The sequence below is a fragment of the uncultured Marinobacter sp. genome, from assembly GCF_913055835.1.
GTDB lineage: Bacteria > Pseudomonadota > Gammaproteobacteria > Pseudomonadales > Oleiphilaceae > Marinobacter.
Genome location: NZ_CAJXKQ010000012.1, coordinates 13,422 through 39,245, shown reverse-complemented (window position 1 = coordinate 39,245; position 25,824 = coordinate 13,422). Strand labels below are relative to the sequence as shown.

22 protein-coding genes and 1 tRNA gene are annotated in these 25,824 nt (G+C 58.5%); 19 read left to right on the top strand and 4 right to left on the bottom strand.

Features of this window, described 5'->3' with window-relative positions; all coding sequences use genetic code 11:
* The 7 genes from rlmH (at window position 1) to lipB (ending at window position 6,697) form a co-directional block, all read left to right on the top strand.
* The gene (gene rlmH, locus QZ534_RS08705) at window positions 1-471 is read left to right on the top strand and encodes a 23S rRNA (pseudouridine(1915)-N(3))-methyltransferase RlmH (RefSeq protein WP_296933715.1); all 471 of its coding nucleotides are present in this window, start codon (window positions 1-3) and stop codon (window positions 469-471) included.
* Window positions 472-480: 9 nt separating this feature from the next.
* A complete protein-coding gene (gene mrdA, locus QZ534_RS08700) occupies window positions 481-2,370 on the top strand; it encodes a penicillin-binding protein 2 (protein WP_296933714.1) in 1,890 nt (629 codons plus the stop codon).
* Entirely contained in the window at window positions 2,370-3,512 is a 1,143-nt protein-coding gene (gene rodA / locus QZ534_RS08695) for a rod shape-determining protein RodA (RefSeq protein WP_296933713.1), read from the top strand. Before mrdA ends, rodA begins: the two co-directional genes overlap by 1 nt.
* Window positions 3,513-3,635: 123 nt before the next feature.
* The gene (locus QZ534_RS08690; RefSeq protein WP_296933711.1) at window positions 3,636-4,529 is read left to right on the top strand and encodes a septal ring lytic transglycosylase RlpA family protein; all 894 of its coding nucleotides are present in this window, start codon (window positions 3,636-3,638) and stop codon (window positions 4,527-4,529) included.
* Between the two features lie 57 nt (window positions 4,530-4,586).
* Window positions 4,587-5,753: a D-alanyl-D-alanine carboxypeptidase family protein gene (locus QZ534_RS08685; RefSeq protein WP_296933709.1), complete on the top strand. Its 1,167-nt coding sequence runs from the start codon at window positions 4,587-4,589 to the stop codon at window positions 5,751-5,753.
* Between the two features lie 30 nt (window positions 5,754-5,783).
* Window positions 5,784-6,053 carry a DUF493 domain-containing protein gene (locus tag QZ534_RS08680; RefSeq protein WP_296933707.1) on the top strand — a complete coding sequence of 90 codons (270 nt, stop codon included), beginning with the start codon at window positions 5,784-5,786 and terminating at the stop codon, window positions 6,051-6,053.
* A gap of 5 nt (window positions 6,054-6,058) precedes the next feature.
* Window positions 6,059-6,697 (top strand): lipoyl(octanoyl) transferase LipB, encoded by a 639-nt coding sequence (gene lipB / locus QZ534_RS08675; protein WP_296933705.1) that lies wholly within the window; start codon window positions 6,059-6,061, stop codon window positions 6,695-6,697.
* Window position 6,698: 1 nt separating this feature from the next.
* On the opposite strand, the gene QZ534_RS08670 is transcribed toward lipB, so the two are convergent.
* Window positions 6,699-7,790 carry a GGDEF domain-containing protein gene (locus QZ534_RS08670; protein ID WP_296933703.1) on the bottom strand — a complete coding sequence of 364 codons (1,092 nt, stop codon included), beginning with the start codon at window positions 7,788-7,790 and terminating at the stop codon, window positions 6,699-6,701.
* Between the two features lie 252 nt (window positions 7,791-8,042).
* Here QZ534_RS08670 and QZ534_RS08665 point away from each other — a divergent pair, with 252 nt between their 5' ends.
* Window positions 8,043-9,488, top strand: a complete 1,446-nt coding sequence (locus QZ534_RS08665) for an AarF/ABC1/UbiB kinase family protein (protein ID WP_296933701.1) — start codon at window positions 8,043-8,045, stop codon at window positions 9,486-9,488.
* Here QZ534_RS08665 and QZ534_RS08660 read toward each other — a convergent pair.
* A complete protein-coding gene (locus tag QZ534_RS08660; protein WP_296933699.1) occupies window positions 9,428-9,871 on the bottom strand; it encodes a YqaA family protein in 444 nt (147 codons plus the stop codon). The genes QZ534_RS08665 and QZ534_RS08660 overlap by 61 nt on opposite strands.
* 60 nt (window positions 9,872-9,931) lie before the next feature.
* On the opposite strand from QZ534_RS08660, the gene QZ534_RS08655 reads away from it, so the two are divergent.
* Together QZ534_RS08655 and QZ534_RS08650 are read left to right on the top strand one after the other, a co-directional pair.
* Window positions 9,932-12,058 (top strand): methyl-accepting chemotaxis protein, encoded by a 2,127-nt coding sequence (locus QZ534_RS08655; protein ID WP_296933698.1) that lies wholly within the window; start codon window positions 9,932-9,934, stop codon window positions 12,056-12,058.
* 120 nt (window positions 12,059-12,178) lie between these two features.
* Window positions 12,179-12,433: a GrxA family glutaredoxin gene (locus QZ534_RS08650; protein WP_296933696.1), complete on the top strand. Its 255-nt coding sequence runs from the start codon at window positions 12,179-12,181 to the stop codon at window positions 12,431-12,433.
* 87 nt (window positions 12,434-12,520) lie between these two features.
* Here QZ534_RS08650 and QZ534_RS08645 read toward each other — a convergent pair whose 3' ends face one another.
* Window positions 12,521-13,783 (bottom strand): 6-phosphofructokinase, encoded by a 1,263-nt coding sequence (locus QZ534_RS08645; protein WP_296933694.1) that lies wholly within the window; start codon window positions 13,781-13,783, stop codon window positions 12,521-12,523.
* A 155-nt stretch (window positions 13,784-13,938) separates the two neighbouring features.
* On the opposite strand from QZ534_RS08645, the gene mpl reads away from it, so the two are divergent.
* The 5 genes from mpl to QZ534_RS08620 all read left to right on the top strand — a co-directional run bounded on the left by mpl (window position 13,939) and on the right by QZ534_RS08620 (window position 21,139).
* Entirely contained in the window at window positions 13,939-15,333 is a 1,395-nt protein-coding gene (gene mpl, locus QZ534_RS08640; RefSeq protein ID WP_296933692.1) for a UDP-N-acetylmuramate:L-alanyl-gamma-D-glutamyl-meso-diaminopimelate ligase, read from the top strand.
* A gap of 46 nt (window positions 15,334-15,379) precedes the next feature.
* Window positions 15,380-16,027, top strand: coding sequence for a flavin prenyltransferase UbiX (locus QZ534_RS08635; RefSeq protein ID WP_296933690.1), 648 nt, complete (start codon window positions 15,380-15,382; stop codon window positions 16,025-16,027).
* A gap of 122 nt (window positions 16,028-16,149) precedes the next feature.
* Complete coding sequence (locus tag QZ534_RS08630; RefSeq protein ID WP_296933688.1) at window positions 16,150-17,289, top strand: acyl-CoA dehydrogenase family protein; 1,140 nt, start codon at window positions 16,150-16,152, stop codon at window positions 17,287-17,289.
* Window positions 17,290-17,371: 82 nt separating this feature from the next.
* On the top strand, window positions 17,372-19,114 hold the full coding sequence (locus QZ534_RS08625; protein WP_296933686.1) for a protein adenylyltransferase SelO family protein: 1,743 nt from the start codon (window positions 17,372-17,374) through the stop codon (window positions 19,112-19,114).
* 138 nt (window positions 19,115-19,252) lie between these two features.
* Window positions 19,253-21,139 (top strand): hypothetical protein, encoded by a 1,887-nt coding sequence (locus QZ534_RS08620; RefSeq protein WP_296933684.1) that lies wholly within the window; start codon window positions 19,253-19,255, stop codon window positions 21,137-21,139.
* 115 nt (window positions 21,140-21,254) lie between these two features.
* Here the strand turns inward: QZ534_RS08620 and QZ534_RS08615 are convergent.
* Window positions 21,255-21,341 (bottom strand) — tRNA-Leu (locus QZ534_RS08615).
* A 252-nt stretch (window positions 21,342-21,593) separates the two neighbouring features.
* On the opposite strand from QZ534_RS08615, the gene rnr reads away from it, so the two are divergent.
* The 4 genes from rnr to rpsR all read left to right on the top strand — a co-directional run bounded on the left by rnr (window position 21,594) and on the right by rpsR (window position 25,815).
* The gene (gene rnr, locus QZ534_RS08610) at window positions 21,594-24,143 is read left to right on the top strand and encodes a ribonuclease R (protein ID WP_296933682.1); all 2,550 of its coding nucleotides are present in this window, start codon (window positions 21,594-21,596) and stop codon (window positions 24,141-24,143) included.
* Window positions 24,144-24,158: 15 nt separating this feature from the next.
* Complete coding sequence (gene rlmB / locus QZ534_RS08605; protein WP_296933680.1) at window positions 24,159-24,896, top strand: 23S rRNA (guanosine(2251)-2'-O)-methyltransferase RlmB; 738 nt, start codon at window positions 24,159-24,161, stop codon at window positions 24,894-24,896.
* Between the two features lie 246 nt (window positions 24,897-25,142).
* Window positions 25,143-25,559, top strand: coding sequence for a 30S ribosomal protein S6 (gene rpsF, locus QZ534_RS08600; protein WP_069184037.1), 417 nt, complete (start codon window positions 25,143-25,145; stop codon window positions 25,557-25,559).
* Window positions 25,560-25,584: 25 nt separating this feature from the next.
* Window positions 25,585-25,815 (top strand): 30S ribosomal protein S18, encoded by a 231-nt coding sequence (gene rpsR / locus QZ534_RS08595; RefSeq protein WP_007154918.1) that lies wholly within the window; start codon window positions 25,585-25,587, stop codon window positions 25,813-25,815.
* Window positions 25,816-25,824: the final 9 nt, after the last annotated feature.

Below are 25,824 nucleotides of genomic sequence, written 5' to 3'. Positions count from 1 at the left end.
ATGCGGTTACGCCTGATCTGTGTGGGGCAGAAAATGCCCGACTGGGTCAGTACCGGGTTCGGAGACTATGCCCGCCGCATGCCGCCGGAGCTTCCCGTGGAACTGGTTGAAATTCCTGTCGCCCACCGGGGCAAAAATCCCGACATTCCCAGGCTGATGCAGCGAGAAAGCGACGCAATCCTGGCCGCCACCGGTTCGAAAGACCGCGTGATTGCGCTGGAGGTTGGCGGTCGGCCCTGGTCGACCGAAAAACTCGCGGCTCAACTGGAAAACTGGCAACAGGATGGCCGCGATGTGAGTTTTCTGGTGGGCGGCCCCGATGGCCTCGCCGACGATTGCCGGAAGCGGGCCGACCAGCAATGGTCGCTGTCGCCGCTCACCTTGCCTCATCCCCTGGTACGCATCGTTCTGGCAGAGCAGTTGTACCGGGCCTGGTCGATCACCCGCAATCACCCGTATCACCGGGCCTAGGGGGTAACCATGCCATGGGGTGAGTTCAAGGATACGGCAGCAGAACGCCGGCTCTTCCAGCGCCGTACCCTGGTGATGCTGGTGTTTGTGATGCTGGCGATTGGCGGTCTGATTGTGCGGATGTACCAGCTTCAGGTTGTTGAGCATGAGGTATATACCACCCTTTCAGACAAGAACCGCGTTCAGGTCCAGTCGGTACCGCCACCCCGGGGGCTCGTCTACGACCGAAATGACACCCTGTTGGCCGAGAATCGGCCCGTTTTCAGTGTGACGCTGGTCCCCGAGCGGGTTCAGGGCATGGACGATACCCTGGCGCAGCTTGGCAGTATTCTGGAAATTTCCGACGAAGACCGTGAACGTTTCGAGCGGCGGCTTCAGGAACCTCGCCGACCCTTCCAGGAAATCCCCCTTCGCTATGACCTCAATGAAGAAGAGATGGCCCGTCTCGCTGTGCATCGCCATGAGCTTCCGGGGGTTGAGGTCAAGGCCGAGCTGGTCCGATTCTACCCGCACAGTGAATTGACAGCCCATGCCCTGGGCTTTGTTGGTCGTATCAACCGGGACGAGTTGCAGCGGATCGATCCGGTCAACTATGCCGGCACCAACTACATCGGAAAATCGGGCATCGAACGCTTCTATGAAGAGATCCTCCATGGGGAGGTCGGTTACCAGCACGTTGAAACCAACGCCCGCGGCCGCACGCTGCGCGTCCTGGAGCGGGAGAACCCGGTGCCCGGAGAGGACCTGCAGCTGCATCTGGATCTCCGGCTGCAGCAGCGCGCCCACGAACTTCTGGATGGTCGCCGGGGCGCCATCATTGCGATCGAACCGGATACTGGTGGCATTCTTGCACTGGCCAGCGTGCCGGGTTTTGACGCCAACAAGTTCGTTACCGGTATCAGCGTTAATGACTACCGGGAACTGAGCGACAGCAAGGACAAACCACTGTTCAATCGGGCGCTGCGTGGGCAGTACCCCCCGGGGTCGACGGTGAAACCGATGCTCGCAGTAGCTGCCCTTGATAGCGAAGCCACCACCCGCGATTACACCATCTGGGATCCCGGGCATTTTCGCCTGAATGAAGGCGGCCGGTTATGGCGCGACTGGAAGCGAACCGGCCATGGCTGGGTGGATCTGAAAGACGCTGTGGCCGAATCCTGCGATGTCTATTTCTACGAGGTGGCAGTCGAGATGGGGGTGGATACCATGCACAGCTACCTGTCCCGTTTCGGCTTCGGAGAGGACGCCACCCTTGATGTCTCGGGAGCGCTGAGCGGGTTGCTGCCCTCGAGGGACTGGAAGCGGGCGGTCCGGAACGAGCCCTGGTATCCGGGGGACTCTGTCAATATGGGCATCGGGCAGGGTTTCATGCTGGCTACGCCATTGCAGCTGGCCACGGCAACCGCTTTGATTGCTAACCGTGGCCGCTGGGTAGAGCCGAGGCTGCTAAAGGACATCAAGGGAGACCGACCGGTCGAGGAATTCCTGCCCGCCGAGACCCACGAGCCGCTTAGCCTCAAGAATCCCGACGACTGGGAATACGTCGTCGACACCATGGTTGAGGTCATGCATGGGCCGAAGGGAACGGCCCGCTCTGTGGGGCGGGGTGCACCCTACAAGATGGCGGGCAAGACAGGAACTGCCCAGGTCTTCAGCCTGGCTGAGGATGAGGAATACGATGAGGAAGAAATCCGCGAGCGGCTCCGGGATCACGCGCTTTTCGTTGGCTTTGCGCCGGCGGATAACCCGGAGATCGCGGTTGCGGTAATCGTTGAAAACGGCGGCAGCGGCAGCGGCACGGCCGCGCCGGTGGCTCGCGCCCTGTTCGATTCCTGGCTGCTCGACTATGGGCAGGCCGATGGCACACTGGTCAGCGACGTTGACGAGGTGGCCAACTGATGGCGTTCAAGGCGTTAATGGATTCAACGGCGAGCAACCCGCTTGGCCGTCACCGCAGTATCTGGAGCGCGCTGCATCTGGACCCGATTCTGTTACTGCTGCTGCTACTGCTGGTTTCCGGCGGGCTGTTCGTGCTGTATAGCGGTGCCGACCGGAACCTGGAAGTCGTCAAGGCTCAGGGCATACGCCTGGGCGTTGCCTTTGTCGTGATGCTGGTGTTTGCCCAGCTGGATCCCTCGGTGTTTCGCCGATGGGCGCCGTGGCTGTATGCGGCTGGCATTGTGGCGTTGATTGCAGTCATGCTGGTGGGCGTCGGGGCCAAAGGCGCCCAACGTTGGCTGGCGATCCCCGGGCTGCCCCGTTTTCAGCCTTCGGAGCTGATGAAGCTGGTGGTGCCCATGATGGCGGCCTGGTATCTGTCCAGGCATTTCCTGCCGCCAAGGTTCCGGCATGTGGCCGTTGGGCTGGCCATTGTTCTGGTGCCGATGATCATGATCATGCAGCAGCCGGATCTGGGGACTTCGTTGCTGGTGGGTATGGCCGGCATCTTCGTGGTGTTTTTTGCCGGCATCAGCTGGAAACTGATCACCGCGTTTGTGGCCATGGTGTCCGTGTCCGCTCCTCTGATGTGGTTTTTCGTCATGAGGGAGTACCAGAAGCAACGGGTGCTGACACTACTGGACCCGCAAAGTGATCCCTTGGGGGCCGGCTGGAATATCATCCAGTCCAAGACAGCCATTGGTTCCGGGGGAGTGGATGGCAAAGGCTGGTTGCAAGGGACCCAGTCACACCTCGAGTTCCTTCCGGAGAGCCATACCGACTTTATCGTGGCGGTGCTGGCCGAGGAATTCGGTTTTGTCGGTATGCTGATCCTGATGACGGTGTATTTCCTGATCATCCTGCGATGCCTCTACATTGCCGCCACAGCCCAGGATTCGTTCAGTCGGTTGTTGGCCGGCGCGCTTACCATGACGTTCTTTATCTACATCTTCGTGAATGTCGGGATGGTAAGTGGACTTTTGCCTGTGGTTGGTGTGCCATTGCCCCTGATCAGCTACGGCGGAACCTCGGGGGTGACGCTGATGGCGGCGTTCGGTGTTTTGATGTCGATCCATACGCACCGACGGATGATTGGCGCCTGACCGGGTTGGTCGAACCATGGCGGTCGGGTAATGGTGATTCCGGCGCAGAACCCGTTACAATGAAGATCAGGCCGCCCGAAAGCTGATGGCGGTGGCCAGTGTAGTCAAGAGGAACTCCGGACAGTGAACTGCAAGCCCCCATTCTCTCTTCTGCTGACGGTTGTTGCGTTGCTGGTGCTCGGCGGCTGTGCATCAGCCCCGGAAACGGACCATTCGTCACGCTACACCCTGGCAACCGACAGGGCACCCTCGGGCAACTTTGATGTCTCCGGGCTTGACGATGCGGTGCCGGTTTACGAGGCTCCTCGCAGGGCGGGCAATAAATCGCCCTACACGGTCTGGGGCAAGCAGTACCACGTGCTCGACAGCAACGACGGCTATGTTGCCCGGGGCACGGCGAGCTGGTATGGCGAGAAATTCCATGGCCACAAGACTTCCAACGGCGAAACCTTTGACATGTATGCCATGTCTGCCGCCCACAAATCGCTGCGGATCCCGGGTTATGCCCGGGTAACGAATCTTGATAATGGCCGTTCCGTAGTGGTTCGGGTCAACGACCGTGGTCCTTTTCACAGCGATAGAATCATTGACCTGTCCTATGCTGCTGCCAAAAAGCTGGGTTACCAGGCCCGGGGCACGGCACGGGTAGAAGTCGCCGCCATTACAGTCAGGCCGGACGGAGCCATGTTCATTGCCGGCAAGCCCTTCTCTCCCGGAGACTCGACCGGATACGCTGAAAGCCGGGTGAAGGCAAGTGGTGATATGGCGATGACCAACCGGTCATTGTTTGTGCAGCTGGGTTCCTTCAGTAGCCGGGATCCGGCCGAAAAGTTGCTGAGCCGGGCGAAGGCGGTGCTGGAAAATCCGATGCGTGTGCGAGCTGTTGATACGTCTTCAGGGCGGTTTCATCGGGTTCAGGTAGGCCCGTTCAGCGATGAAGACAGCGCCAGGCGCACCCAGAGCCTGTTGGAAGCCCGGGGCTTCGATCAGTCCATCCTGCTGACCGATACACACTGAGCGCGACGAAAAAGACACCTGTATAAGAAACACACTTAACGACGAATGAATGGACCCATGGCCTTAAACTCTGCTTTTCGAACCCTATCTGTTGTCTTTGTGCTGATGCTTGCCGTGACAGGCAAGGCGATGTCCCAGTCGGTACTGATTCCGTCGCCGCCGCAGATTGCCGGCAGCTCTTATGTTCTGATGGATCCCAAGAGCGGACGGATCATCATGGAGGAGAACAGCCACGAGCGTTTGCCTCCGGCCAGTCTGACCAAAATGATGACCGCCTATATCGTCGAGCGGGAGCTTGATGAGGGCCGCATTTCCATGTCCGACATGGTGCCGATCAGCGTGAATGCGTGGAAAACCGAGGGCTCCCGAACCTTCGTCCGGGAAGGCACCCAGGTGTCGGTTGAGGATCTGCTCAGGGGAGTGATCATCCAGTCGGGTAACGATGCGTCCGTCGCCCTGGCAGAGTTCGTTGCCGGTAGCGAAGACGCCTTCGTTGATATCATGAACCAGCAGGCCCAGTTGCTGGGCATGAAAGACACCAACTTCGAAAACGCTACCGGTCTGCCTTCGCCGGATCATTTTTCAACGGCCTATGACCTGGCCATGCTGGCGCAGGCAATCATCAATGACTATCCGGAAAACTATCCGCTGTACGCTGAAAAGCACTTCACTTATAACAATATCCGCCAACCCAACCGGAACAGCCTGCTCTGGCGGGATGACAGCGTTGACGGACTGAAGACCGGTCATACTGAGGAAGCCGGTTACTGTCTGGTTGCTTCGGCCAAGCGCAACGACACCCGTTTCATTGCTGTCGTTATGGGCACCAGCAGCTCTGAAGCGCGGGCCCAGGAAATCCAGAAGATGCTGAATTACGGCTTTCGCTACTACGAGAGCGAACGCCTGTTCCGGTCCGGCCAGGAGCTGATTGAGGCCCGTGTCTGGGGCGGCCAGGCTGACCAGCTTTCTGTCGGCATGACCGAAGACGTCTATGTCACCATTCCCCGGGGGTCCCGAAACGATCTGGAGTCCACGGTAGACCTTGATTCTGTCATCAAAGCACCCATCAACGTGGGGGATGAGCTGGGGCGGGTCAAGGTGTCCTATAACGGTGAGGTACTGGTTGATCAGCCTGTGCTGGCCCTGACCGAGGTTCCCGAGGGCGGGTTCTTCAAACGCATCTGGGATGCCATCAAGCTCTTTTTCATTCAGTTATTTCAGTAGGGTGATGTTGATCCCGGGGAGTAAAACGGCATGAGTCAGCCGAAAGCACCAAAAATTGAGTTTCCTTGCGACTACGTGATCAAGGTGATCGGCAATGCCGCGCCGGATTTCACCGAGTTCGTGGTCGAGGTTGTGGAACAGCACGCACCCGGGATCAGTGAAACTGACATTACGGTTAACGATAGCAGCAAAGGCCGTTTTTCCTCGGTTCAGCTGAGGATTGTGGCCACGGGTGAGGCGCAATTGAAGGCCCTGTTCGAGGATCTCAAGGCCAGTGGCCGCGTACACATGGTGCTCTGAGCCAGATGCCTGACCTGATTGTTCGATCCCTGGGGGAACAGCCCTACCTGGAAACCTGGGAAGCCATGAAATCGTTCACTGCCGACCGCGATGACAGTGTGGCGGACGAACTCTGGTGCCTTGAGCATCCCCGGGTATACACCCAGGGCCAGGCAGGTAAGGCAGAACACATTCTCGCCCCGGGCGATATCCCGGTTATCCCGGTGGATCGGGGTGGGCAGGTGACCTATCACGGGCCCGGTCAGCTTGTGATTTACCTGATGATCAACCTGACCCGCAAAAAACTCGGTGTACGTTCTCTGGTAGACGAGATTGAGCAGGCCATTGTCCGTACCCTTGCAGGATTGGGCATTGAGGCAGCTCCGAGACCGGACGCCCCGGGCGTTTACGTGGGGGACGCCAAGATAGCTTCTCTTGGCCTCCGGGTTCGCCGGGGCTGTTCTTTTCACGGGCTGGCATTGAATGTCGATATGGACATGGAGCCCTTCCAGCGGATCAACCCTTGCGGCTACGCCGGCATGGCCATGTGTCAGGTGCGGGACTTTGTTCCTGGTGTAACCCTGGCCGACGTGCAGGAACGATTGTCGCAGCAACTTGTGACCGGTCTGGCCCACCAGAATGTCGAGTTTCGCGAGGGTTGGTAGTTCAGGCGGCGGCTTCCTTCTCGTAACCGCATACCCTGTTTCGCCCCTCGGATTTGGCCCGATACAAGGCCTCATCTGCCCGCTGCAGAAGGCGGTCGATGGACTCGGATCCCCGGATTGATGCCACACCCACACTGATCGTGGCCTGAACCCGACCCTGCTCGGTGCCAACGGATTTGGCAGCAAAGGCTTTCCGGATCCGGTTGGCAGACGACATGGCCTCCTCGGTCGTGGTCTCCGGCAACAGTACCAGGTATTCCTCGCCGCCCCACCGGGCCAGTGTGTCAACCTTGCGACATTGCTCCCGCAGGGTCCGGGCAACCAGGATGATCAACTCGTCCCCCACATGATGCCCGTAGTTATCGTTGACGCTCTTGAACAGGTCGATGTCCATCAGCAGCGCCGAAAAGGGCCGGGCATTGCGAAGGTAGCGCTGGTACTCGATGTCCAGCTGCTCAAGCGCCTCTCGTCTGTTGGCCAGGCCTGTCAGGGCGTCATGCTTGGCTGCATATTCGAATTCCGCGGCCAGCTTCAGCAGGCCCAGCTTGCTGCGCCGGCGGCTCTGGTCAAGGATGTAGCAGGTGACCATTTCAAAGCCGAGCACCGCCACCATGGTAATCCGGAAACTGGTGCTGTGAGGGGGCTCGAACAGCAGGTCTCCCAACGGGCTGAACAGCAGAATGACGGCGGCGAATCCGCCACTGCAGGCGAGCACGCCAACCCGGGATTCACTGATATAGAAAATGATGGGGGGGTAGGCAAACAACCAGATAATGGCTGAGCCATCTTCCACTGCATAGATCGCGAGATAGGTGAACAGCACCGTGATCAGGGCAATGAAGCCCCGTCGCTGCAGGGTTTTGTTGCCAGATAGCAGATAGGTTACAGAATTGATCGCCAGAAGAATGGCAAAGGCAACCAGCAGCGGCGGCGTAACCGGGTCGTCCTGCAGGCTTGAGCGCCAGGCGAAGAAGAACAGCAGGGGAACGGCAACGGCAGTCAGCCAGTTGATCAGGATCGGGACAGGAATTTCGCCCTTGACCCGGAACTGGGACAGTTCCGTATCCGGTGCTTTTCTTGCGGACTGCGGCATGTTTGGATCTTGTTCTTGTGATAGTCGTTATTGGACCTTACGTATGTAGAAATACTAGACCGGTTTCCTGCCAGAAACTGTGTCGAAACGTAAACGATCCGGTTGGTCAGGTGTAAACCGGCGACGACGCTGACACATTGGCCCCATGGCCGCGGAAAGCCGGTCGACTCGGTTAGGTCAGCTACCCTGACTATCCGTATAATGGTAACAACCGCCAAACGTGGTGAAATTCTCTGATCCGAACAGGTCACTATGTCTTCCAGACGTTCAGGAAATTCGGTTTCCCGCATCAAGACAGGCAGTTTCGAGCGCAGGTTGAGCCTGACCCGCGCCGGGTTGTTCGCGGGTACCCGTATGGCTTCTCATATGGCAACCAACTGGTTCAGCAGTCGGGAAAACCGGGAGAAGCGGCACCGGGCCATGCTGTCGAGCCAGGCCCGGTTCCTGGTGGATGAGCTGGGTCAACTGAAAGGCAGCGTGGTCAAGATCGGCCAGGTTATGGCCCTGTATGGCGAGCATTTCCTCCCGGAGGAAGTCACCGAAGCGTTGCATACCCTGGAAGATCAGACCACCTCACTGGAATGGCCGGCCATTGAACGTGTATTGAAAGATGAGCTGGGGGCAGACCGCCTGGCTCAACTGGATGTGGAACCCGATCCCATCGGGGCGGCCTCGCTTGGGCAGGTGCACAGAGCCTGGCGCAAAAGTGACGGCCTGGAGTTGGTGCTTAAGGTGCAGTACCCCGGCGTTGCCGATGCGGTTGACAGTGATCTGAATGCCGTTGCCCAGCTGTTGCGGGTAGCGAGACTGGTCAGTTTTGGCCCGGAGTTCAATGACTGGCTGGAAGAAGTCCGGCAGATGATGCATCGGGAAGTGGATTATCGCCTGGAAGCGAAAACCACCGAGAAATTCCGCACCATGCTGGCGTCGGATCCCAGGTTCATCGTGCCCAGGGTCCTGCCGGAATTCTCAACAGCCCACGTTATTTGCTCAACCTACGAACACGGTCATTCGGTCAGTTCCCAGGCAGTCCGGGACCTTCCGCTGGAACGTCGCAGCGACCTGGGCAAGGCTGCCCTGGAGCTGTTTTTCCGGGAGCTGTTTGTCTGGGGCGAGATACAGACGGATCCGAACTTCGGTAATTATCGCATCCGTATTGCCGGCGAAGAGGGGGACGATCCGGGTTACGACCGTATTGTCCTACTTGATTTCGGGGCGGTTCAGGCCTACTCGGATGACTTTCTCAAGCCGGTCATCCAGATGATCAGAGCCTCCTACGAGAATGATCTCCAGGGGGTGATCGATGGTGGCGTGAAGTTGCGCTTCATGAGCACCGATTGGCCCGAGGAAGTACTGGAGAAGTTTGGCCAGGTTTGTATGTCGGTTCTTGAGCCTCTATCCAGCGACAAGGACTCGTGGCCGGATTATGCGGTGAACAGTCACGGCCAGTATCGCTGGAAGCAGAGTGAATTGCCGTCACGTGTGGCGCGTCAGGCGGCGCGATCGGCCATCAGTCGTTATTTCCGGGTGCCTCCGAAGGAATTTGTGTTTCTTAACCGCAAGTTGATCGGGGTCTACACCTTCGTTGCAGTGCTGAATTCCGAATTCAACGGCGAGCCACTGCTCAGGAAATACCTCTACGGTGAGGGGGATGACGCACCGGATGCCTCTGCCACGAGCCACAACACGAAGGCATAGCGGGCGCCCTTTCCGATACCCACCAGGATGACAAAGTTGAGCCAGGGGACGCGCATGATCCCGCCAACCAGGGTCAGCGCGTCGCCTCCGAGAGGGAGCCAGCCCATCAATAGCGACCACTGGCCATAACGGTTAAAGCGGTTCCGCGCTTTGTGCAGTTGCATCTCGCTGACCGGAAACCAGCGTTTATGCTTAAAGCGATCCACCTGCCGGCCGATAATCCCATTAACGACCGAGCCCAACGTGTTGCCGAGTGTTGCCCAGAACCAGAGCCACCACCAGGAGTAGCCCTGCGTTATCAGGGTGCCGAGCAGTACTTCCGAGTAAGCAGGCAACAGCGTGGCGGCAGCGAACGCGGTCAGAAATAGCGTCAGGTAGGCCACCGGGCCCTCCGTGCTTTAAGATGAAATGAACCTCCAACACTCCGCAGGTCCGGCCTTACCATGAAACAGTTATCGCTCCGCTTCAAGCTCTATGCCCTCGTTGTGTCCCTGCTCCTGATTATGGGGATCAGCATCGTGGTTACGGCCCAGCTGTCACTCGGAGACATGGAAGAGAGATTGACCGCCGAGACCCGGGATACGGTTCAGGGTATTGTGATGGATCAGCTCGGCGCAACCGCCGGCAAATATGGCGAACTGGTCAGTGGCCAGTTTGCGACCGCTTTTCGAACCCCGGAAGTCGTCCGCAATGTCATTATCCGGAACATTCAGGCTGACAGCTCCGGACGTATCAGTCGGACGGCCCTGCAGGAGACCGTTGGCGCGGTTCTGGAGGAGCAGAAAAGCCTGAGTTCGATCTACGCCCAGTTTGAGCCTGATGGCTACGATGGCCAGGATCGCTACTTTACGGGCGGAGTTGAAGAGCACAGCAGCGACGAAGGCACCTTGGAGATCTATTACTATCGGGATCCGGACGGCCAGGTTCAGTTCAGTCGCACCGAGGATCCGGCCACCAAGTATCTGGACAGCGTGAACGAATTCGGGATCCGGGAAGCCGAGTGGTATCTCTGTTCACGGGATACGAAGGCCCCCTGCATCATGGAGCCTTACGACTACGAAATCAGTGAGGGCTACTCCGAATTAATGACCAGCCTGGTGGTTCCGATTCTGGATGATGGAACCTTCGCCGGTGTGGTCGGTGTCGATATCAATCTCTCGACACTGCAAAGAACCATTGCCGGTGTCAGTCAGGAGCTGTTCAACGGTCAGTCCAGAGTTACGCTGATCAGTGAGCAGGGGCTGATTGCGGCCTCAAGTCATTATGAAGAGCACCTTGGACGGCCTCTCCAAGAGGCCGTGCCCGAGCATGGCAACACCTTTGCCAAGTTGCACCAGGGCGAGGGCAGCTTTGATGACGGGCAAACCCTGGCCGTGGCGTACCCCGTTGAGATCCGTCTGCCGGATGCACAATGGTCACTGCTGATCGAGCTGCCACGGGATGCCGCCCTCGCCAGTGTTTCAGAAATCACCGGCCTGTTGTCGGAGGAGGTCGCCGCGACCGCGACTCGCCAGAGTTTTGTGGGCATCGGTGTGGTGGTCCTGGCGATCGTGGCTCTGGTGCTTCTGGTGCGCTCGGTGACCCGCCCGCTGGATGAAATCCGGGATCGCATGAAAAACCTCGCCAGCGCTGAAGGTGACCTGACCCGTGAACTGGAGATTGACACCCATTCCGAGCTGATCGACCTGGCTGGCGGATTCAATGCCTTCCTGGCGCGGCTAAGAGAAATGATCAATGACCTCAAAGGCGTGAACGCCAAAGTCCGCGAGCAGGCCCGGGATGTGGGCAGTATTGCGGTTGAGACCGATGAACAGACAGGTCGACAACACCAGGACATCGACAGTGTGGTCACCGCTATGAACGAAATGTCTGCCGCCGCAGGCGAAGTAGCCGGGTTTGCCGGCGAAGCTGCAGACAACGCCCGCATGGCCCAGGACGGCATCCGGTTTACCCAGGATACCCTGTCATCGGCGGTGAATGGCGTGAGCGCGGTCGCCAACGACATGGGCGAGGCCAGTACGGCAATCGGGCAGGTGGCCAACCGTAGTGAGGACATCAACAGGATTCTGGATGTCATCCGCGGTATCGCCGAACAGACCAATCTTCTCGCCCTGAACGCTGCCATCGAGGCCGCCAGGGCGGGCGAGCAGGGACGCGGGTTTGCCGTGGTTGCCGACGAGGTTCGCACGCTGGCCTCCCGTACGCGGGAATCCACCGACGAAATCAGCACCATGATCGACGGCCTGAAGCAGGATGTGAACGGTGCCGTTTCGGTGATCCAGAGCGGGGTTGATCGTGCCACCTCGGCGGTTGATGGCACCCAGGAAGCGGCCCATTCACTGGCCACCGTTGTCGACCGAATCGGCACCATTGTAGAACATGTAACCCAGGTGGCCACTGCAGCGGAAGAACAGAGCTCGGTGAGCGAGGAAATCAACCGCAACCTCACTCATATCGGCGATGCTGCCAACGACCTTCGGGAGCTGGCCAGCAGGGTCAAGGGCAGTGGTCAGGCACTGGACGACCAGGTTCAGGTTCTGGAGCGAGAGCTGAGCCGTCTCAGAACATGATGGCCGGCCACTATGGCAGCGATTCAAAGCATCAATTTTCAATTACCCGGTGCCGTGTCATGATTCCGGCATGTGTGTTTAGTCCCGGAATTTATCGTCAGAGATCTTGGGGAGGTGTTTATGGAGCAGGTCACGATTTATGGTCGCTCGAGTTGTGGATTCTGTGTGCAGGCAAAGCACCTTTGTGAGGCCAGAAATATTCCCTATGTCTGGGTCGACATGATCGAGAAGGGGATGAGCAAGCAGGATATCGCCGACCGGATCGGCCGGCCTGTCTATACGGTGCCGCAAATTCTTGTCGGGAGTCAGTACGTGGGCGGTTTTGACCAGTTCTATGCTTATGTGCGCGACCACCAGGCGGAATTGGCCCGCTAACCAGGGCAGATGATTCCGCGCACAACGCAAAAAGCCTGACAGGGACGACCTGTCAGGCTTTTTGCTTTCCGATGGGGCCGAGATGGGCTACAGCTGGAAATCCGTTTTCAGCTTCTTCTCGGTCAACGTGTTCTGGAGTCTGGCCACTCGCGGCAGGCCATTATCGAACGGCGGGAAGCTCTCGCCGGCAATCAGGGGTTCCAGGTAGTCCCGGCAGTCCTGGGTGATGCCGAAGCCATCGTCGGTGATGAAGTGGATCGGCATCTTCTTTTCCTGGTTTGCCACTTCACTAAGTGGGGCTTCGCCAATCTTCCAGCGATACGGTTTGGCCTGCTCACGGACGATGGTGGGCATCAGTGCCTGCTTGCCCTCAATGGCCATTTCCACTGCTGCCTGGCCGACCGCGTAGGCCTGCTCCACGTCGGTGGCGGAGGCAATGTGGCGAGCGCTGCGCTGCAGGTAGTCTGCAACCGCCCAGTGGTATTTGTGGCCGAGGGCCTGTTTGACCATGTTGGCCAGAGCCGGGGCAACACCACCAAGCTGGGTGTGACCGAATGCATCCTTGGCACCGGCATCCGCCAGGAAGCGGCCATCTTCGTACTGGGCACCCTCGGACGCCACGACAACACAGTAGCCATATTCCTTCACACAGTGATCAACCCGAGCCAGGAAGGCTTCGCGATTAAACGGGATTTCCGGGAACAGGATAATGTGCGGGGGCTCGCCCTCGCCCTGTCCGGCCAGGCCGCCGGAAGCGGCAATCCAGCCGGCATGGCGCCCCATGACTTCCAGTATGAACACCTTGGTGGAGGTTTCACACATGGACTTGATGTCCAGGCTGGCTTCCATGGTGGATGTGGCAATGTACTTGGCCACAGAGCCGAAGCCGGGGCAGCAGTCGGTGAACGGCAGATCGTTATCCACGGTCTTGGGTACGCCGATGCAGGTAATGGGGTAGCCCATCTTGTCGGCGATCTGGGAAACCTTGTAGGCGGTATCCTGTGAGTCCCCGCCACCGTTGTAGAAGAAGTAGCCAATGTCGTGGGCCCGGAACACCTCTATCAGCCGCTCGTACTCGCGCCGGTTCTCGGAAATGTTCTTGAGCTTGTGGCGGCAGGAGCCAAAAGCGCCCCCGGGGGTGTGAATCAACGCCTGGATGGCATCGTCGCTCTCGAAGCTGGTATCAATCAGTTCTTCCTTCAGCGCCCCGATAATGCCGTTGCGTCCGGCAAACACCTTGCCGATTTTGTCCGGATGCTTGCGGGCGGTCTGAATGACGCCACAAGCACTGGCATTGATGACGGCGGTGACACCGCCGGACTGAGCGTAGAATGCGTTCTTGATGGCCATCTCGGGCTGGAGCCTCCTGCTGGTTCGACAATGGCGCCGATGATACGCCAATCGCCGGCATTTTTCATGAGCAGGATTGCGGATAGCGTGGCTCTTGACGGGGTGGGGCGGATACGGGAGGCTTGTCGGGTTTCAACTCAGAGGGCAGTTGCCGAATGCACATTCACATCCTCGGAATCTGTGGCACCTTCATGGGCAGCCTGGCCGTTCTGGCCCGGGAGCTGGGTCACACCGTGACCGGCTCCGATCAGGGCGTTTATCCGCCCATGAGCACCCAGCTGGAGGCCCAGGGTATCAGCCTGATGGAAGGCTACAGCCCCGATCATCTGGAGCCGAAGCCGGACCTGGTGCTGATCGGCAACGCCATGTCCCGCGGCAATCCGGAAGTCGAAGCGGTTCTCAACCGGAATATTGACTACATGTCCGGGCCCGAGTGGCTGAGCCGCGAGGTGCTTCGGCACCGCTGGGTGATGGCGGTGGCCGGTACCCACGGCAAGACCACAACCACGTCCATGTTGCTCTGGATACTGGACCAGGCCGGATTTGAACCGGGATACCTTGTGGGCGGTGTTCCCCGGGATTTTCCCGTGTCGGCCCGTCTGGGCAACAGCGACTTTTTTGTGATCGAGGCGGATGAATACGACAGCGCCTTCTTCGATAAACGCTCCAAGTTTGTCCATTATCGTCCCCACACCCTGATCCTGAACAATCTGGAATTTGATCACGCGGATATTTTCGAAAACGTCGAGGCGATTGAGCGTCAGTTCCATCACCTGGTCCGGACCGTCCCCTCCCAGGGACTGATCATTCGCCCGGCGGTGGATGGCCATCTTGATAATGCCCTGGCGATGGGCTGCTGGAGCCCGGTGCAGGACACCGCCATTGGTAGCGAGACCCCACGCATGTCGGACTGGCGGGCCGAGCTGCTCTCTGAGGATGGCAGCCGGTTTCTGGTGATTCACCATGAGCAGCCGGTGGCCACGCTGAAGTGGGATCAGACCGGTCTGCACAATGTCCGCAATGCGCTGTCTGCGATTGCCGCCGCCCGCCACGTGGGTGTAACGCCCGATCATGCGGTAGCGGCCCTGTGCCGGTTCTCCGGTGTGAAGCGGCGGATGGAGCTGCTGGCGGACATAGACGGTGTGCGTGTGTACGACGACTTTGCCCACCACCCGACCGCCATTGCCACCACCCTGGAGGGCCTGCGCAACCAGGTGGGCGACGAGCCCATCCTGGCATTGATCGAGCCGCGCTCGAACACCATGAAGCAGGGTGTCCACCAGCAGACACTGCTGCCCAGTGCAGAGACCGCAGACCGCATTCTGTGGGCCAACCTGAATAATATGGATTGGCTGCCAGAACTGATTGCCGGGTGGCAGGCGTTGAATGCTGGCTCCGAGAGGCATCGGGTAGAGGCCACGGTAGAGGATTTGCTGGCGCGCACCCTGGAAGATCTTCCCAGCCCCTGCCACATTGTGATCATGAGCAACGGTGGCTTTGGCGGTATTCACGGTAAACTTATTGCCGAGCTTGAGCGTATTCGTGGCTGATCCGGCGCAACCGGCGACTTTCTCTGACTGACAATTGGCGACATCCATGAGCAATGACCAGAACCGGCCATCAACCGTAAACCTGGCCTTCACCGGTGCTTCCGGTGCCCAGTATGGCCTGCGCCTGCTGCAGTGCCTGGTATCGGCCGGTTGCCGGGTAAATGTGATGGTCAGCCGGGCAGCTCAGGTAGTGATCGCCACGGAAACCGACCTCAAGCTGCCGGGAACGCCGCCGGCGATGCAGGAAACCCTGTCTGCCTATGCCGGCGCGGAACCGGGCCAGATTCTGGTGTTCGGCCGCGAAGACTGGTTTGCGCCGCCGGCCTCCGGCTCTGGAGAGAAAGCACCGCTGGTGGTTTGCCCCTGTAGTACCGGCACGCTGTCGGCCCTGGCGACCGGCGCCAGCAACAACCTGATCGAGCGCGCCGGTGATGTGGCTTTGAAAGAGCGACGCACGCTGATCCTGGTGCCCCGGGAGGCGCCATTCTCTGAGGTGCATCTGGAGAATATGCTGAAACTGACCCGCATGGGCGCCGTTATCATGCCGGCCAGCCCCGGCTTCTACCACAAACCGCAATCACTTGAGGATCTGGTGGATTTTATTGTCGCCAGAATCCTTGATCATCTGGACCTGCCCCAAGACCTCATGCCCCGTTGGGGCGAGGCCCGTGCCGAGGACAAGCGCAAGTGCTGAGGCTGCTCCGGGCGATGGTTTTGGTCAGCCCGATTGATGCTTTTCATCATTGAGCAAACCGGGCTCCGGGCAGAGACTTGGTGAACGACAATCACAACACAGGTTATTCACCGAGGTTCACCATGATTCCACGTACTCTCTTCGACGCCGACCTTGAAGGCTTCCGCGATTCCGTTCGCAAGTTCCTGGAAACGGAGGCAGCGCCTTACCATGATCAGTGGGAGAAAGACGGCCAGGTCAGCCGTGAACTCTGGCGAAAGGCCGGTGAGCTGGGTTTTCTGTGTCCCTGTCTGCCGGAGGAATTTGGCGGTGTAGGCGCGGACTTCCGTTACAGCGCGGTGTTGATCGAAGAGGTCGCCAGGGCCGGCTTGACGGGAATAGGCTGGGGCCTGCACTCTGACATTGTTGCGCCTTACGTGCTCAACTACGGCTCGGACGAGCTGAAGAATCATTATCTGCCCAAGCTGGCCAGCGGTGAAATGATTGGCGCCATCGCCATGACCGAGCCGGGTGCCGGTTCGGACCTGCAGGGCGTGAAGACCACCGCGGTCAAGAACGGCGATCATTACGTTCTGAACGGTTCCAAGACCTTTATTACCAACGGTCAGCTGGCCGATGTGGTTATTGTGGTCGCCAAGACCGATCCGAAGGAAGGCGCCAAGGGTATCAGCCTGTTCATGGTGGAGACCGCCTGGGAAGGATTCGAGAAAGGCCAGAACCTGAACAAGGTGGGCATGAAGGCCCAGGATACTTCCGAGCTGTTCTTCCAGGATGTAAAGGTACCTGAGAAGAACCTGATCGGCCCGGGCGAAGGCCAGGGCTTTTTCCAGCTGATGCAGGAGCTGGCGGCCGAGCGCCTGCAGGTGGCTCTGGGGGCTGTCGCCGCTGCTGAAGCCGCCTGGCAGTGGACCCTGGATTACGTCAAGGAGCGCAACGCCTTCGGCAAGCCGGTGATTGCGTTCCAGAATACCCGCTTCAAGATGGCGGAAATGAAGGCGGAAATCACCGCTGCCCGAGTGTTCACCGATCGTTGCCTGGAACTGCATCTGGACAAGAAGCTCGACATCCCCACCGCGGCGATGCTCAAGCAGCTCACCACGGACCTGCAGTGCAAGGTGATGGACGAGTGCGTGCAGCTTCACGGCGGCTACGGCTACATGTGGGAATATCCGATCGCACGGGCCTGGGCAGACTCGCGGGTGCAGCGGATCTACGCCGGCACCAATGAAATCATGAAGGAAATCGTTGCCCGTTCATTCTGAACCCTCGCCACGGCGGCTGGTCATAAGGGCAATGGAGGGCAGTGCTGGCACTGCCCGTTTCCTTTGATCAGGAGAGGCACAGATGAATAAGCCGTTGTCGCGAGAAACCCGTTTCGAAGTGACCAACCTCGAAGAACTTGCACCGATGGCCGACTATTCTCTCATGGATAGTCTGAACTGTGATCCGGATGCCACTCCCGATGGTGTGGATCATCAGCCCAGGCAGGTCTATTCGGGGCATTATGTTCCAGTCCGGCCCACGCCCATCGAAAATCCTGAATATGTGGCCCACAGCCCGGGGTTGTTTCGCGAGCTGGGCTTTGCAGACAGCCTGGCCCAATCCGGTGACTTTGTCCGGATGTTTTCCGGAGACCTTTCTCACGTGCCGGCACCCATTAGCAAAGTGGGTTGGGCTTCTGGCTACGCGCTTTCCATCTACGGCACCGAATACACCCAGCAGTGCCCGTTCCAGACCGGCAATGGCTATGGCGACGGCCGTGCCATTTCGGTGCTGGAAGCTGTTCTGAACGGTCAGCGTTGGGAAATGCAGCTGAAAGGTGGCGGACAGACGCCCTATTGTCGCGGCGCCGATGGCCGGGCCGTTCTGCGTTCCAGCGTCCGTGAATTCCTGGCCCAGGAGCACATGTATGCACTGGGTGTGCCGACCTCGCGGTCACTGAGTCTCTATGTTTCGAAAACAGAGAGGGTGCGGCGCCCCTGGTACTCTCCTGGATCCGATTCCCTGGATCCAGATCAGCTTGTTACCGAGCCGGTTGCCATCTCCACCCGTGTTGCCCCGTCTTTCATTCGGGTAGGGCAACTTGAACTCTTCGGTCGCAGGGCCCGGAAGCAGGAACATCCGCGGGCGATGCAGGAGCTTGAGCAGTTAGTGCTGCACCTGATTGATCGGGAATACAGCGATGTTATCGATCAGGCGCTTGCGACTCCCGAAAAAATCCTCATGCTTGCGCGGGCGTTCCGGAGCCGTTTTGCCTCCCTGGTGGCGAACTGGATCCGGGTTGGTTATTGCCAGGGCAATTTCAACAGCGACAACTGCGCAGCTGGCGGCTTCACACTGGATTACGGACCTTTCGGCTTCTGCGAAGTATTTGAGCCGTTTTACCAACCCTGGACCGGCGGCGGGCAACATTTTGCCTTCCTGAATCAACCGGCGGCGGCCGAGCAGAACTTCAAGAGTTTCTGCTCGGCCCTACGGCCTCTGCTCAATGGCCATGAAGGCGAACTGGCTGAACTTGACGAAATCCAGAAAAGTTTTCCTCAGGTGATGCAGGCCGAGATGCAGAGCATGTGGTCAGCCAAGCTGGGGCTGGAGGCGTTTGATGTCGAACTCTTCAGGGAACTGATGATGCTGATGACGCACACGCCGGTGGATTACACCGTTTTCTTCCGCGAGCTTTCGGCAATACCCGACGACATAGAGCCTCTCAAAAAGAGTTTTTACAGGTCACTGGATGAAGGCGGGGATGCGGATTCGGCAGGGCTGCTCAAGCGTTGGTCTGACTGGCTGGCCGAGTGGCAATCCCAGATCGGACTCACCGGGGCTGGCAACGGTTCCCGGCTGCGGGAGGAGCGCTCCCGAAGCATGAAACTCGTGAACCCGAAATACACCATGCGCGAGTGGTTCGTGGTGCCTGCCTATCAGCGGGCAGCCGAGGGTGATTACCAGCCGTTGAGGGCGCTGCAGGATGTATTGACTCAACCCTACGCGGAGCAGTCGACTGCCGTTGAGTCGCAATACTACCGGCTGAAGCCATTGGAGCTGTTCAATCTGGGCGGGGTTTCCCATTACAGCTGCTCATCGTGATTGGTGCCCCGTCTGGTTATTAATCAGACGGGGCGCCAGTTACCAAACTTTACAAATTGCCAAACCTATCAAGGTCTCCGATCACCACATCCCCTAAAGTAGCGGCACAACCTCTAACAAGGATAAACGGTTGCCGCGATGAAACGCCTGATAGGTCTCTCTGTATCTGTTCTCTCCCTTACCCTGGCCGGTTGCGGTGAGGAATCCGATGAGCTGCCCGTGGACGGGCGGGATTTCGATGGCGTGGAGTACAGCGAGCCCGCGCCTTATACGGGCAAGGTTATCGACGGCTACCTTAAGAACGCCCGGGTCTGGCTGGATATGGATGGTGACAGCCAGTACACCCCGGGGCCTCTCGTTATCGAACTGGATAACGGCAGCGAAGTCACCCTGGCCTCCGGTGAGCCCACCGCAATGAGCGGCGCCGGCGGCCGTTTTGCAATGGATATCTCGGAACTGGTCCTGGAGCCTGCCGTAGGGCCTGATCTCGATCCAAGGGACTATCCGCTCCATGCTGTCGCCCTGCCGGGGAAAACCCTTGAAGAAACGCGCAGCGGAGAAGTCCCGGTGGCGAGCGCCTATCTGATGTCGGCGCCCCCGGGTGTTCGCAATATCACGCCACTGACAACATTGGCCCGCTATCGGGGCATCGTCGGGCTGGGGGCGTTCCTGGAAACGCCGTCCGGCGTTGCTGCCAGCCTGGCTGACCTGAATCTGGTGCGCGATTATATCCTCGCCCAGGACGAGCGCTCACACGCTTACGCCCGGGCATTGGCAAGGTTCATGGCCAGCCAGATTCCTGCCGCTTACAACGACCTGCTGGCGGCCGGAGATAGTGACGGCACGGAGCGATTCCTGAGCAGGGAAGCTGCGTTTCTGTTAGGTGTCTCTCTGGTGCAGAATGCCGGGGATGTCATCGCGGTGGTGGATGCCACCGCGCCTCAGGGGCAGTACGCCAATGTCGACGTCGACGCCCTGGCCCTGCCCGAAGTGGCTGTGGAATTGAGCGATCCGGTGCTGCTCACCAGCCAGAAAATTTACGCCGAGCCCTCCAACCAGGACACAGTGCCCGCCAGTCGCTCCGGCCTGCAGATTTCCGCCGAGCTGGCCTTCGATTACAGTGAAAGCGGACGCCTTTTATCTGTCTCCGCAAATGGCTGCCTGGCGCCTTCCATGCCGGAACTGGCAAGACTGATCGGTGTAAATGGCTACATGGCGGACTTGCAAACCCAGTGGTTGCCCTCCGCCGCCCTCTCGGAGCAGAGCCGCTTGAATTTCGATGACGAGGGAACGGATGAACGTCTGGTTTTTGATTGGGACAACCGGCGAATTCACTTCGAGACCAGCACCACCTGCCACGAACATCGGGGTATTTCAGCGGATTCAACGGAGTTGGGCGGCCCTCCGGAGGTCACCTACAGCTGGACCAGGGACAGTGGTGATCTGGTGGAGCTGGTTGCAGAGATTCGCAATGGCGTGACCCGTACGCTGGTTCCAGAAACCGCAAATTCCTCTGCTGTATTTCCCGGTTACCGGATTTCAGAGCAGGGCAGTGAGGTGGAAGCCATAACTTTCGCGACCGGCATCAACGCCTGCACCCCACAGGGGGATGCCGTCGACGCGAGCCAGGTTGTAACAGGCGTTCAGCCATACCAGTTTTCTGGCTACGACCCCCAGCCTGCTGGCTTTACCGATCTGGTTCTCGAATTTGATCGAAGGGAATTTTCGGGATCCGAACAACCGAATCTTCGGCTGTTGCGCTATGGATTCCTCGATCCGGATCGGCTCCAGCTGTCTCGGGTTGACGGTGATGGAAGTTTCGAGTGGGCGATGAATTATCCGGCAGCAGACGGGCCGGGTTTTGTTACTGAGCAACCGAACCTTATCCGGGATGCCTACCTGAAAAGCTACAACCCGGCCGGCGATTGTGGCCGCGAATTTGAGGGTATTCCAAATTCTGCATACGCGCGTGTTGAGTACGGTTACCAGAGGTTGTCTGAGTATCTGGTGGGGTTGCTGGAATAGCCGAAATTAGGCCCAATCCTATTGCTACATAAGTGCAAAGTCAGAGGCAATGGGAAAATGGAAGGGAGTTAAAGCTTCGCCGGTTGGCTATCTCGCCACTTCCTGAGAGAGGAAGTGGTGCCGAGGAGAGGACTTGAACCTCCACGGGGTTGCCCCCACTAGCACCTGAAGCTAGCGTGTCTACCAATTTCACCACCTCGGCAGGTGATTTGCAGAACTTTAGCTTGTTGAAAACTAAACGTTTCTGCCAGCGTTGAGGTGTGTGCCTCAACCGATGGCGCGTACTTTAATAATTCCGGTCGAGGCTGTCAAACACTTTTTTGCAAAAAGAATCGCAGGTATTTGTGCCTATTACGGGCAGGTTGATAGGCAGGAGCTCCGTCCCAACGTTATACTCCATTGCAAATTAATTTAAACTGTGCCGCCCTGGCGCAGCCTCAGAACAAGGATCCGAATGGTTTCCAGGAAGAAAAATAACCGGGATCCTCACGCCAGCCGTGAGGCCCAGAAGTATGATAACCCTATTCAAAGCCGGGAGTTTATCCTCTCGCATCTCAAAGAGCGCGGGGCGCCCGCGACACATGAAACATTGTGTTCCGAGCTTGGCCAGTCGTCGGAGGAGGGCATCGAGGCTCTTCGCAGGCGTTTGATTGCCATGTGCCGGGACGGGCAGCTGATCTGTAACCGGCGTGGCGCTTACCTCCCCATTGAAGAAGCCGATCTTGTGACTGGTCGGGTAATTGGCCACAAGGACGGCTTTGGCTTTCTGGTGCCCGACGACGACGGTTCTGATCTCTTTCTCACCGCCCGCCAGATGCGCCAGGTGTTCCACGGTGACCGGGTAGCTGCCCGGGTAGACCGGGTGGATGATCGTGGGCGCCGTGAAGGCGTCATTGTGGAGGTGCTGGAGCATCGTACCCAGCAGACTGTGGGGCGCTTCTTCAAGGAAAGCGGAATCGCTTTTGTCGTCCCGGAGAATGCCCGCATCAACCATGAGGTGTTGGTGCCAGAGGAACACGCGGGTGAGGCGTATCACGGCCAGTATGTGGTCGTGGAGATTCTGCGCCAGCCCACCATTCGCACCCAGCCGACAGGCAAGGTGATCGAGATTCTGGGCGAGCACATGGCACCCGGCATGGAGATTGATGTCGCCATCCGGTCCTACGATATCCCTCACAGCTGGCCACCGGCGGTGGGTGACCAGGCAGCTTCGATTCCTTCCGAAGTTGCCGAAAAAGATAAAACCAATCGCGTTGATATCCGCAACATGCGGCTGGTAACCATCGACGACGAGAGCGCCCGGGATTTTGACGACGCCATCTATTGCGAACCCCGTCCCCGTGGCGGTTACCGTCTGGTGGTGGCGATTGCCGATGTGTCTCACTATGTGCGTCCGGGTTCGCCACTGGATGAAGAGGCCATTCGCCGGGGCAATTCGGTGTACTTCCCGGATCACGTGGTACCCATGCTGCCGGAGAAGCTCTCCAATGGTCTGTGCTCCCTGAATCCTGATGTCGACCGCCTCTGCATGGTCGCCGACATGACCATCAGCGCAGCGGGCAACATCAGCGGTTACACCTTCTATCAGGCAGTAATGCGCAGCCATGCCCGTCTGACCTACAACAAGGTCAGCGACATGCTGGAGCGCCCGGATACCGAGCAGGGTTACCGGCTGGCTGCCCATTACGCCGATCTTCTTCCGCACCTGCACAACCTGTACGACCTGTACAAGCTGCTGCGTCGGGCTCGCACCGAGCGCGGAGCGATCGATTTCGAGACCACCGAAACCAAGATTGTGTTCGATGCCGAGCGCAAGATTGAGGAAATCGTGCCGGTCCACCGCAACGATGCACACAAGATCGTTGAAGAATGCATGCTTTGCGCCAATGTGGCGACGGCGCGCTTCCTGAAGAAGCACCAAGTCCCGGCACTCTATCGGGTTCACGACGGTCCCTCGGAAGAGCGACTGAATGCAGTGCGCCTGTTCCTTGGTGAGCTGGGTTTGCAACTGGGAGGCGGTGACAAGCCCACGTCGGCAGACTATCAGGCCTTGCTGGCGGAAGTGGCAGACCGGCCGGACGCCAACGTTATCCAGATGGTGATGCTGCGCTCACTCAGTCAGGCGGTTTACAGCCCGGATGAAAGCGGTCACTTCGGTCTCGGGTTTGCAAGCTACACGCATTTCACCTCGCCAATCCGCCGCTATCCGGATCTGATTGTGCATCGGGCCATCAAGTCCCGGATTCACAATCCGGAGGTCAGGAAGGACGTTGTGACGCCGCCTTCGCCGGATCCGGAGCTGGCCGAATACCCTTATGATCATGCCCGCATGGTAGAGCTGGGCGAACACACCTCCATGACCGAGCGGCGGGCGGATGACGCTACCCGGGATGTGATGGCATGGCTCAAGTGTGAATTCCTCAAGGACCATGAGGGTGAAGAGTACGACGGGGTTATTGCCTCAGTGGTGCCTTTTGGATTCTTCGTGGAGCTGAAGGACATCTATATCGAAGGTCTGGTTCACGTTTCCACACTCAGTGGTGATTACTTCCACCACGACGCTGCCAAGCATCGCCTGATTGGTGAGCGCACGGCGGTCAGCTTCCGTCTTGGTGACGAAGTTCGTGTCCGGGTAGTTCGTGTTGACCTGGAGGATCGCAAGATTGATCTGGAGCTGATCAGCACCCCGAAACGGCGCCAGGCTGACCGGGATGCCCTGGATGTTTCCAAGCGAGAGGATCGCGGAAAGGGGGGTAAGCGAAGTGATCGGAGCCGGAGCGACAAGGGTGGCCGCAAGAAAGGTGGTGGTTCAACTTCGCGGGGTAAGGCAAAGACGGGGAGTGCAAAGCCCGGAAAATCCGGGAAGAGCGGAAAACCCGGCAGCGCCAAAGACCAGCTGGTCGCCGACGCGGCCCGTGAAGCGGCGAAGAAAAAGTCCGGCAAAGGGTCGGGCAAACCCTCTGCTGGCGGCAGGCAGCGCAAGCCGCGAAAATCAGGCAAGTAACAGGAAATAGAATCAGTGTCCGGAGAATTCGTGTTTGGCTGGCACGCGGTTGAGGCTGTCCTCAAGCGCGAGCCTGAACGTCTGCAGCAGGTATGGATTCAGACCGGCCGGCAGGATAAGCGGGTCAAGAGCATTACCGATGCCCTGGATAGCTTGGGCGTGCGCTGGAAAGTTGTGCATCGCAGGGAGCTCGACGAGCGTGTGTCCGGGGTGCACCAGGGCATTGTTGCGGCCGTCAGTGAAAGCCGGGAATGGACAGAAGACGATCTGCTCGCTCAGCTGGCCGGCAGTGACAAGCCTCCGTTTCTGCTGGTGCTTGATGGCGTGACCGATCCCCACAATCTGGGTGCCTGCATGCGCACCGCCGATGCGGTGGGTGTTCAGGCGGTTATTGTGCCCAAGGACAAGTCCGCCTCGCTGACACCGGTGGCCCGCAAGGTCGCCTGCGGGGCTGCTGAGACGGTGCCCTTTGTTCGGGTTACCAATCTCGCCCGCTTTCTGCGCAGTTTGCAGGATCAGGGGGTCTGGCTAATCGGTACCGCCGGTGAGGCAGATGCAACGCTCTATCAGGCCGACTTCAAGGGTCCTGTGGCTCTGGTTATGGGGGCTGAAGGCAAGGGTATGCGCCGACTGACCCGGGAACACTGCGACCAGTTGATCAATATCCCCATGCTCGGCCATGTGGACAGCCTCAACGTGTCCGTGGCTACGGGTGTTTGCCTATACGAAGCCCTGCGCCAACGGCTTGGTTAACCCTTGCACACAAGGGCTTCCCCGCCTAGAATACGTCACCCCTTTTTTAAGGGGTGGTTTTGTATTGCCTGAACGCAGGCATTATGGGACCAAGCTTTTGATCAAGCCTTTCTTGTAAAGCCTTATTGATAAAGCAAAAAGAAACCGGCAGCAGAATGCTGTCAACTCCTTGCTTTCATGTTTGTCGGTCGCGGGGTCAAAGCCGTGTCGATAAAAAGGAAGCTGTTTAAACCGTAGGGAGAACTCATGCGTCACTACGAAATCGTTTTTATGGTACATCCGGATCAGAGCGAGCAGGTGCCCGCGATGATCGAGCGTTATACCGGCGTCATCACTGAAGATGGCGGCAAGGTACATCGCCTGGAAGATTGGGGCCGTCGTCACCTGGCATACCCGATCAACAAGATTCACAAGGCTCACTACGTACTGATGAACGTTGAATGTTCACAGGCCGCAATGGACGAGCTGACTCACAACTTCCGTTTCAACGATGCAATCATCCGCGACATGATCCTGCGCCGCGATGGTGCGGATACAGAACTGTCCCCGATGAAAGCTTCCGAGTCCCGTGAAGATCGTCGTGGCGGCGATGATCGCCCGCGTCGTTCAGCCGAATCTGACGAGCCACGTCAGCGTGCTGAAACCCAGGACGAAGAAGAGTAATTAACCGGAGTTGAGGAGTTAAATTATGGCTCGTTTTTTCAGACGTCGTAAGTTCTGCCGCTTCACGGCAGAGGGTGTCAAGGAGATCGATTACAAGGATCTGGACACCCTGAAAGGCTACATCACTGAAACCGGCAAAATCGTGCCCAGCCGCATCACCGGCACCAAAGCACGTTATCAGCGTCAGCTGGCTACCGCTATCAAGCGTGCCCGCTACCTGGCACTGCTGCCGTACTCGGACAGCCACGATAACTAAGTAACAGAA

Coding starts and splice junctions, on each gene's coding strand:
- QZ534_RS08635 (WP_296933690.1), top strand. CDS start 15,380: ATGAGCAATGACCAGAACCGGCCATCAACCGTAAACCTGGCCTTCACC.
- QZ534_RS08670 (WP_296933703.1), bottom strand. CDS start 7,790: ATGCCGCAGTCCGCAAGAAAAGCACCGGATACGGAACTGTCCCAGTTC.
- mpl (WP_296933692.1), top strand. CDS start 13,939: ATGCACATTCACATCCTCGGAATCTGTGGCACCTTCATGGGCAGCCTG.
- rnr (WP_296933682.1), top strand. CDS start 21,594: ATGGTTTCCAGGAAGAAAAATAACCGGGATCCTCACGCCAGCCGTGAG.
- QZ534_RS08685 (WP_296933709.1), top strand. CDS start 4,587: ATGGCCTTAAACTCTGCTTTTCGAACCCTATCTGTTGTCTTTGTGCTG.
- QZ534_RS08625 (WP_296933686.1), top strand. CDS start 17,372: ATGAATAAGCCGTTGTCGCGAGAAACCCGTTTCGAAGTGACCAACCTC.
- QZ534_RS08680 (WP_296933707.1), top strand. CDS start 5,784: ATGAGTCAGCCGAAAGCACCAAAAATTGAGTTTCCTTGCGACTACGTG.
- mrdA (WP_296933714.1), top strand. CDS start 481: ATGCCATGGGGTGAGTTCAAGGATACGGCAGCAGAACGCCGGCTCTTC.
- QZ534_RS08645 (WP_296933694.1), bottom strand. CDS start 13,783: ATGGCCATCAAGAACGCATTCTACGCTCAGTCCGGCGGTGTCACCGCC.
- QZ534_RS08630 (WP_296933688.1), top strand. CDS start 16,150: ATGATTCCACGTACTCTCTTCGACGCCGACCTTGAAGGCTTCCGCGAT.
- QZ534_RS08655 (WP_296933698.1), top strand. CDS start 9,932: ATGAAACAGTTATCGCTCCGCTTCAAGCTCTATGCCCTCGTTGTGTCC.
- QZ534_RS08620 (WP_296933684.1), top strand. CDS start 19,253: ATGAAACGCCTGATAGGTCTCTCTGTATCTGTTCTCTCCCTTACCCTG.
- rlmH (WP_296933715.1), top strand. CDS start 1: ATGCGGTTACGCCTGATCTGTGTGGGGCAGAAAATGCCCGACTGGGTC.
- lipB (WP_296933705.1), top strand. CDS start 6,059: ATGCCTGACCTGATTGTTCGATCCCTGGGGGAACAGCCCTACCTGGAA.
- QZ534_RS08665 (WP_296933701.1), top strand. CDS start 8,043: ATGTCTTCCAGACGTTCAGGAAATTCGGTTTCCCGCATCAAGACAGGC.
- rpsR (WP_007154918.1), top strand. CDS start 25,585: ATGGCTCGTTTTTTCAGACGTCGTAAGTTCTGCCGCTTCACGGCAGAG.
- QZ534_RS08650 (WP_296933696.1), top strand. CDS start 12,179: ATGGAGCAGGTCACGATTTATGGTCGCTCGAGTTGTGGATTCTGTGTG.
- rpsF (WP_069184037.1), top strand. CDS start 25,143: ATGCGTCACTACGAAATCGTTTTTATGGTACATCCGGATCAGAGCGAG.
- rodA (WP_296933713.1), top strand. CDS start 2,370: ATGGCGTTCAAGGCGTTAATGGATTCAACGGCGAGCAACCCGCTTGGC.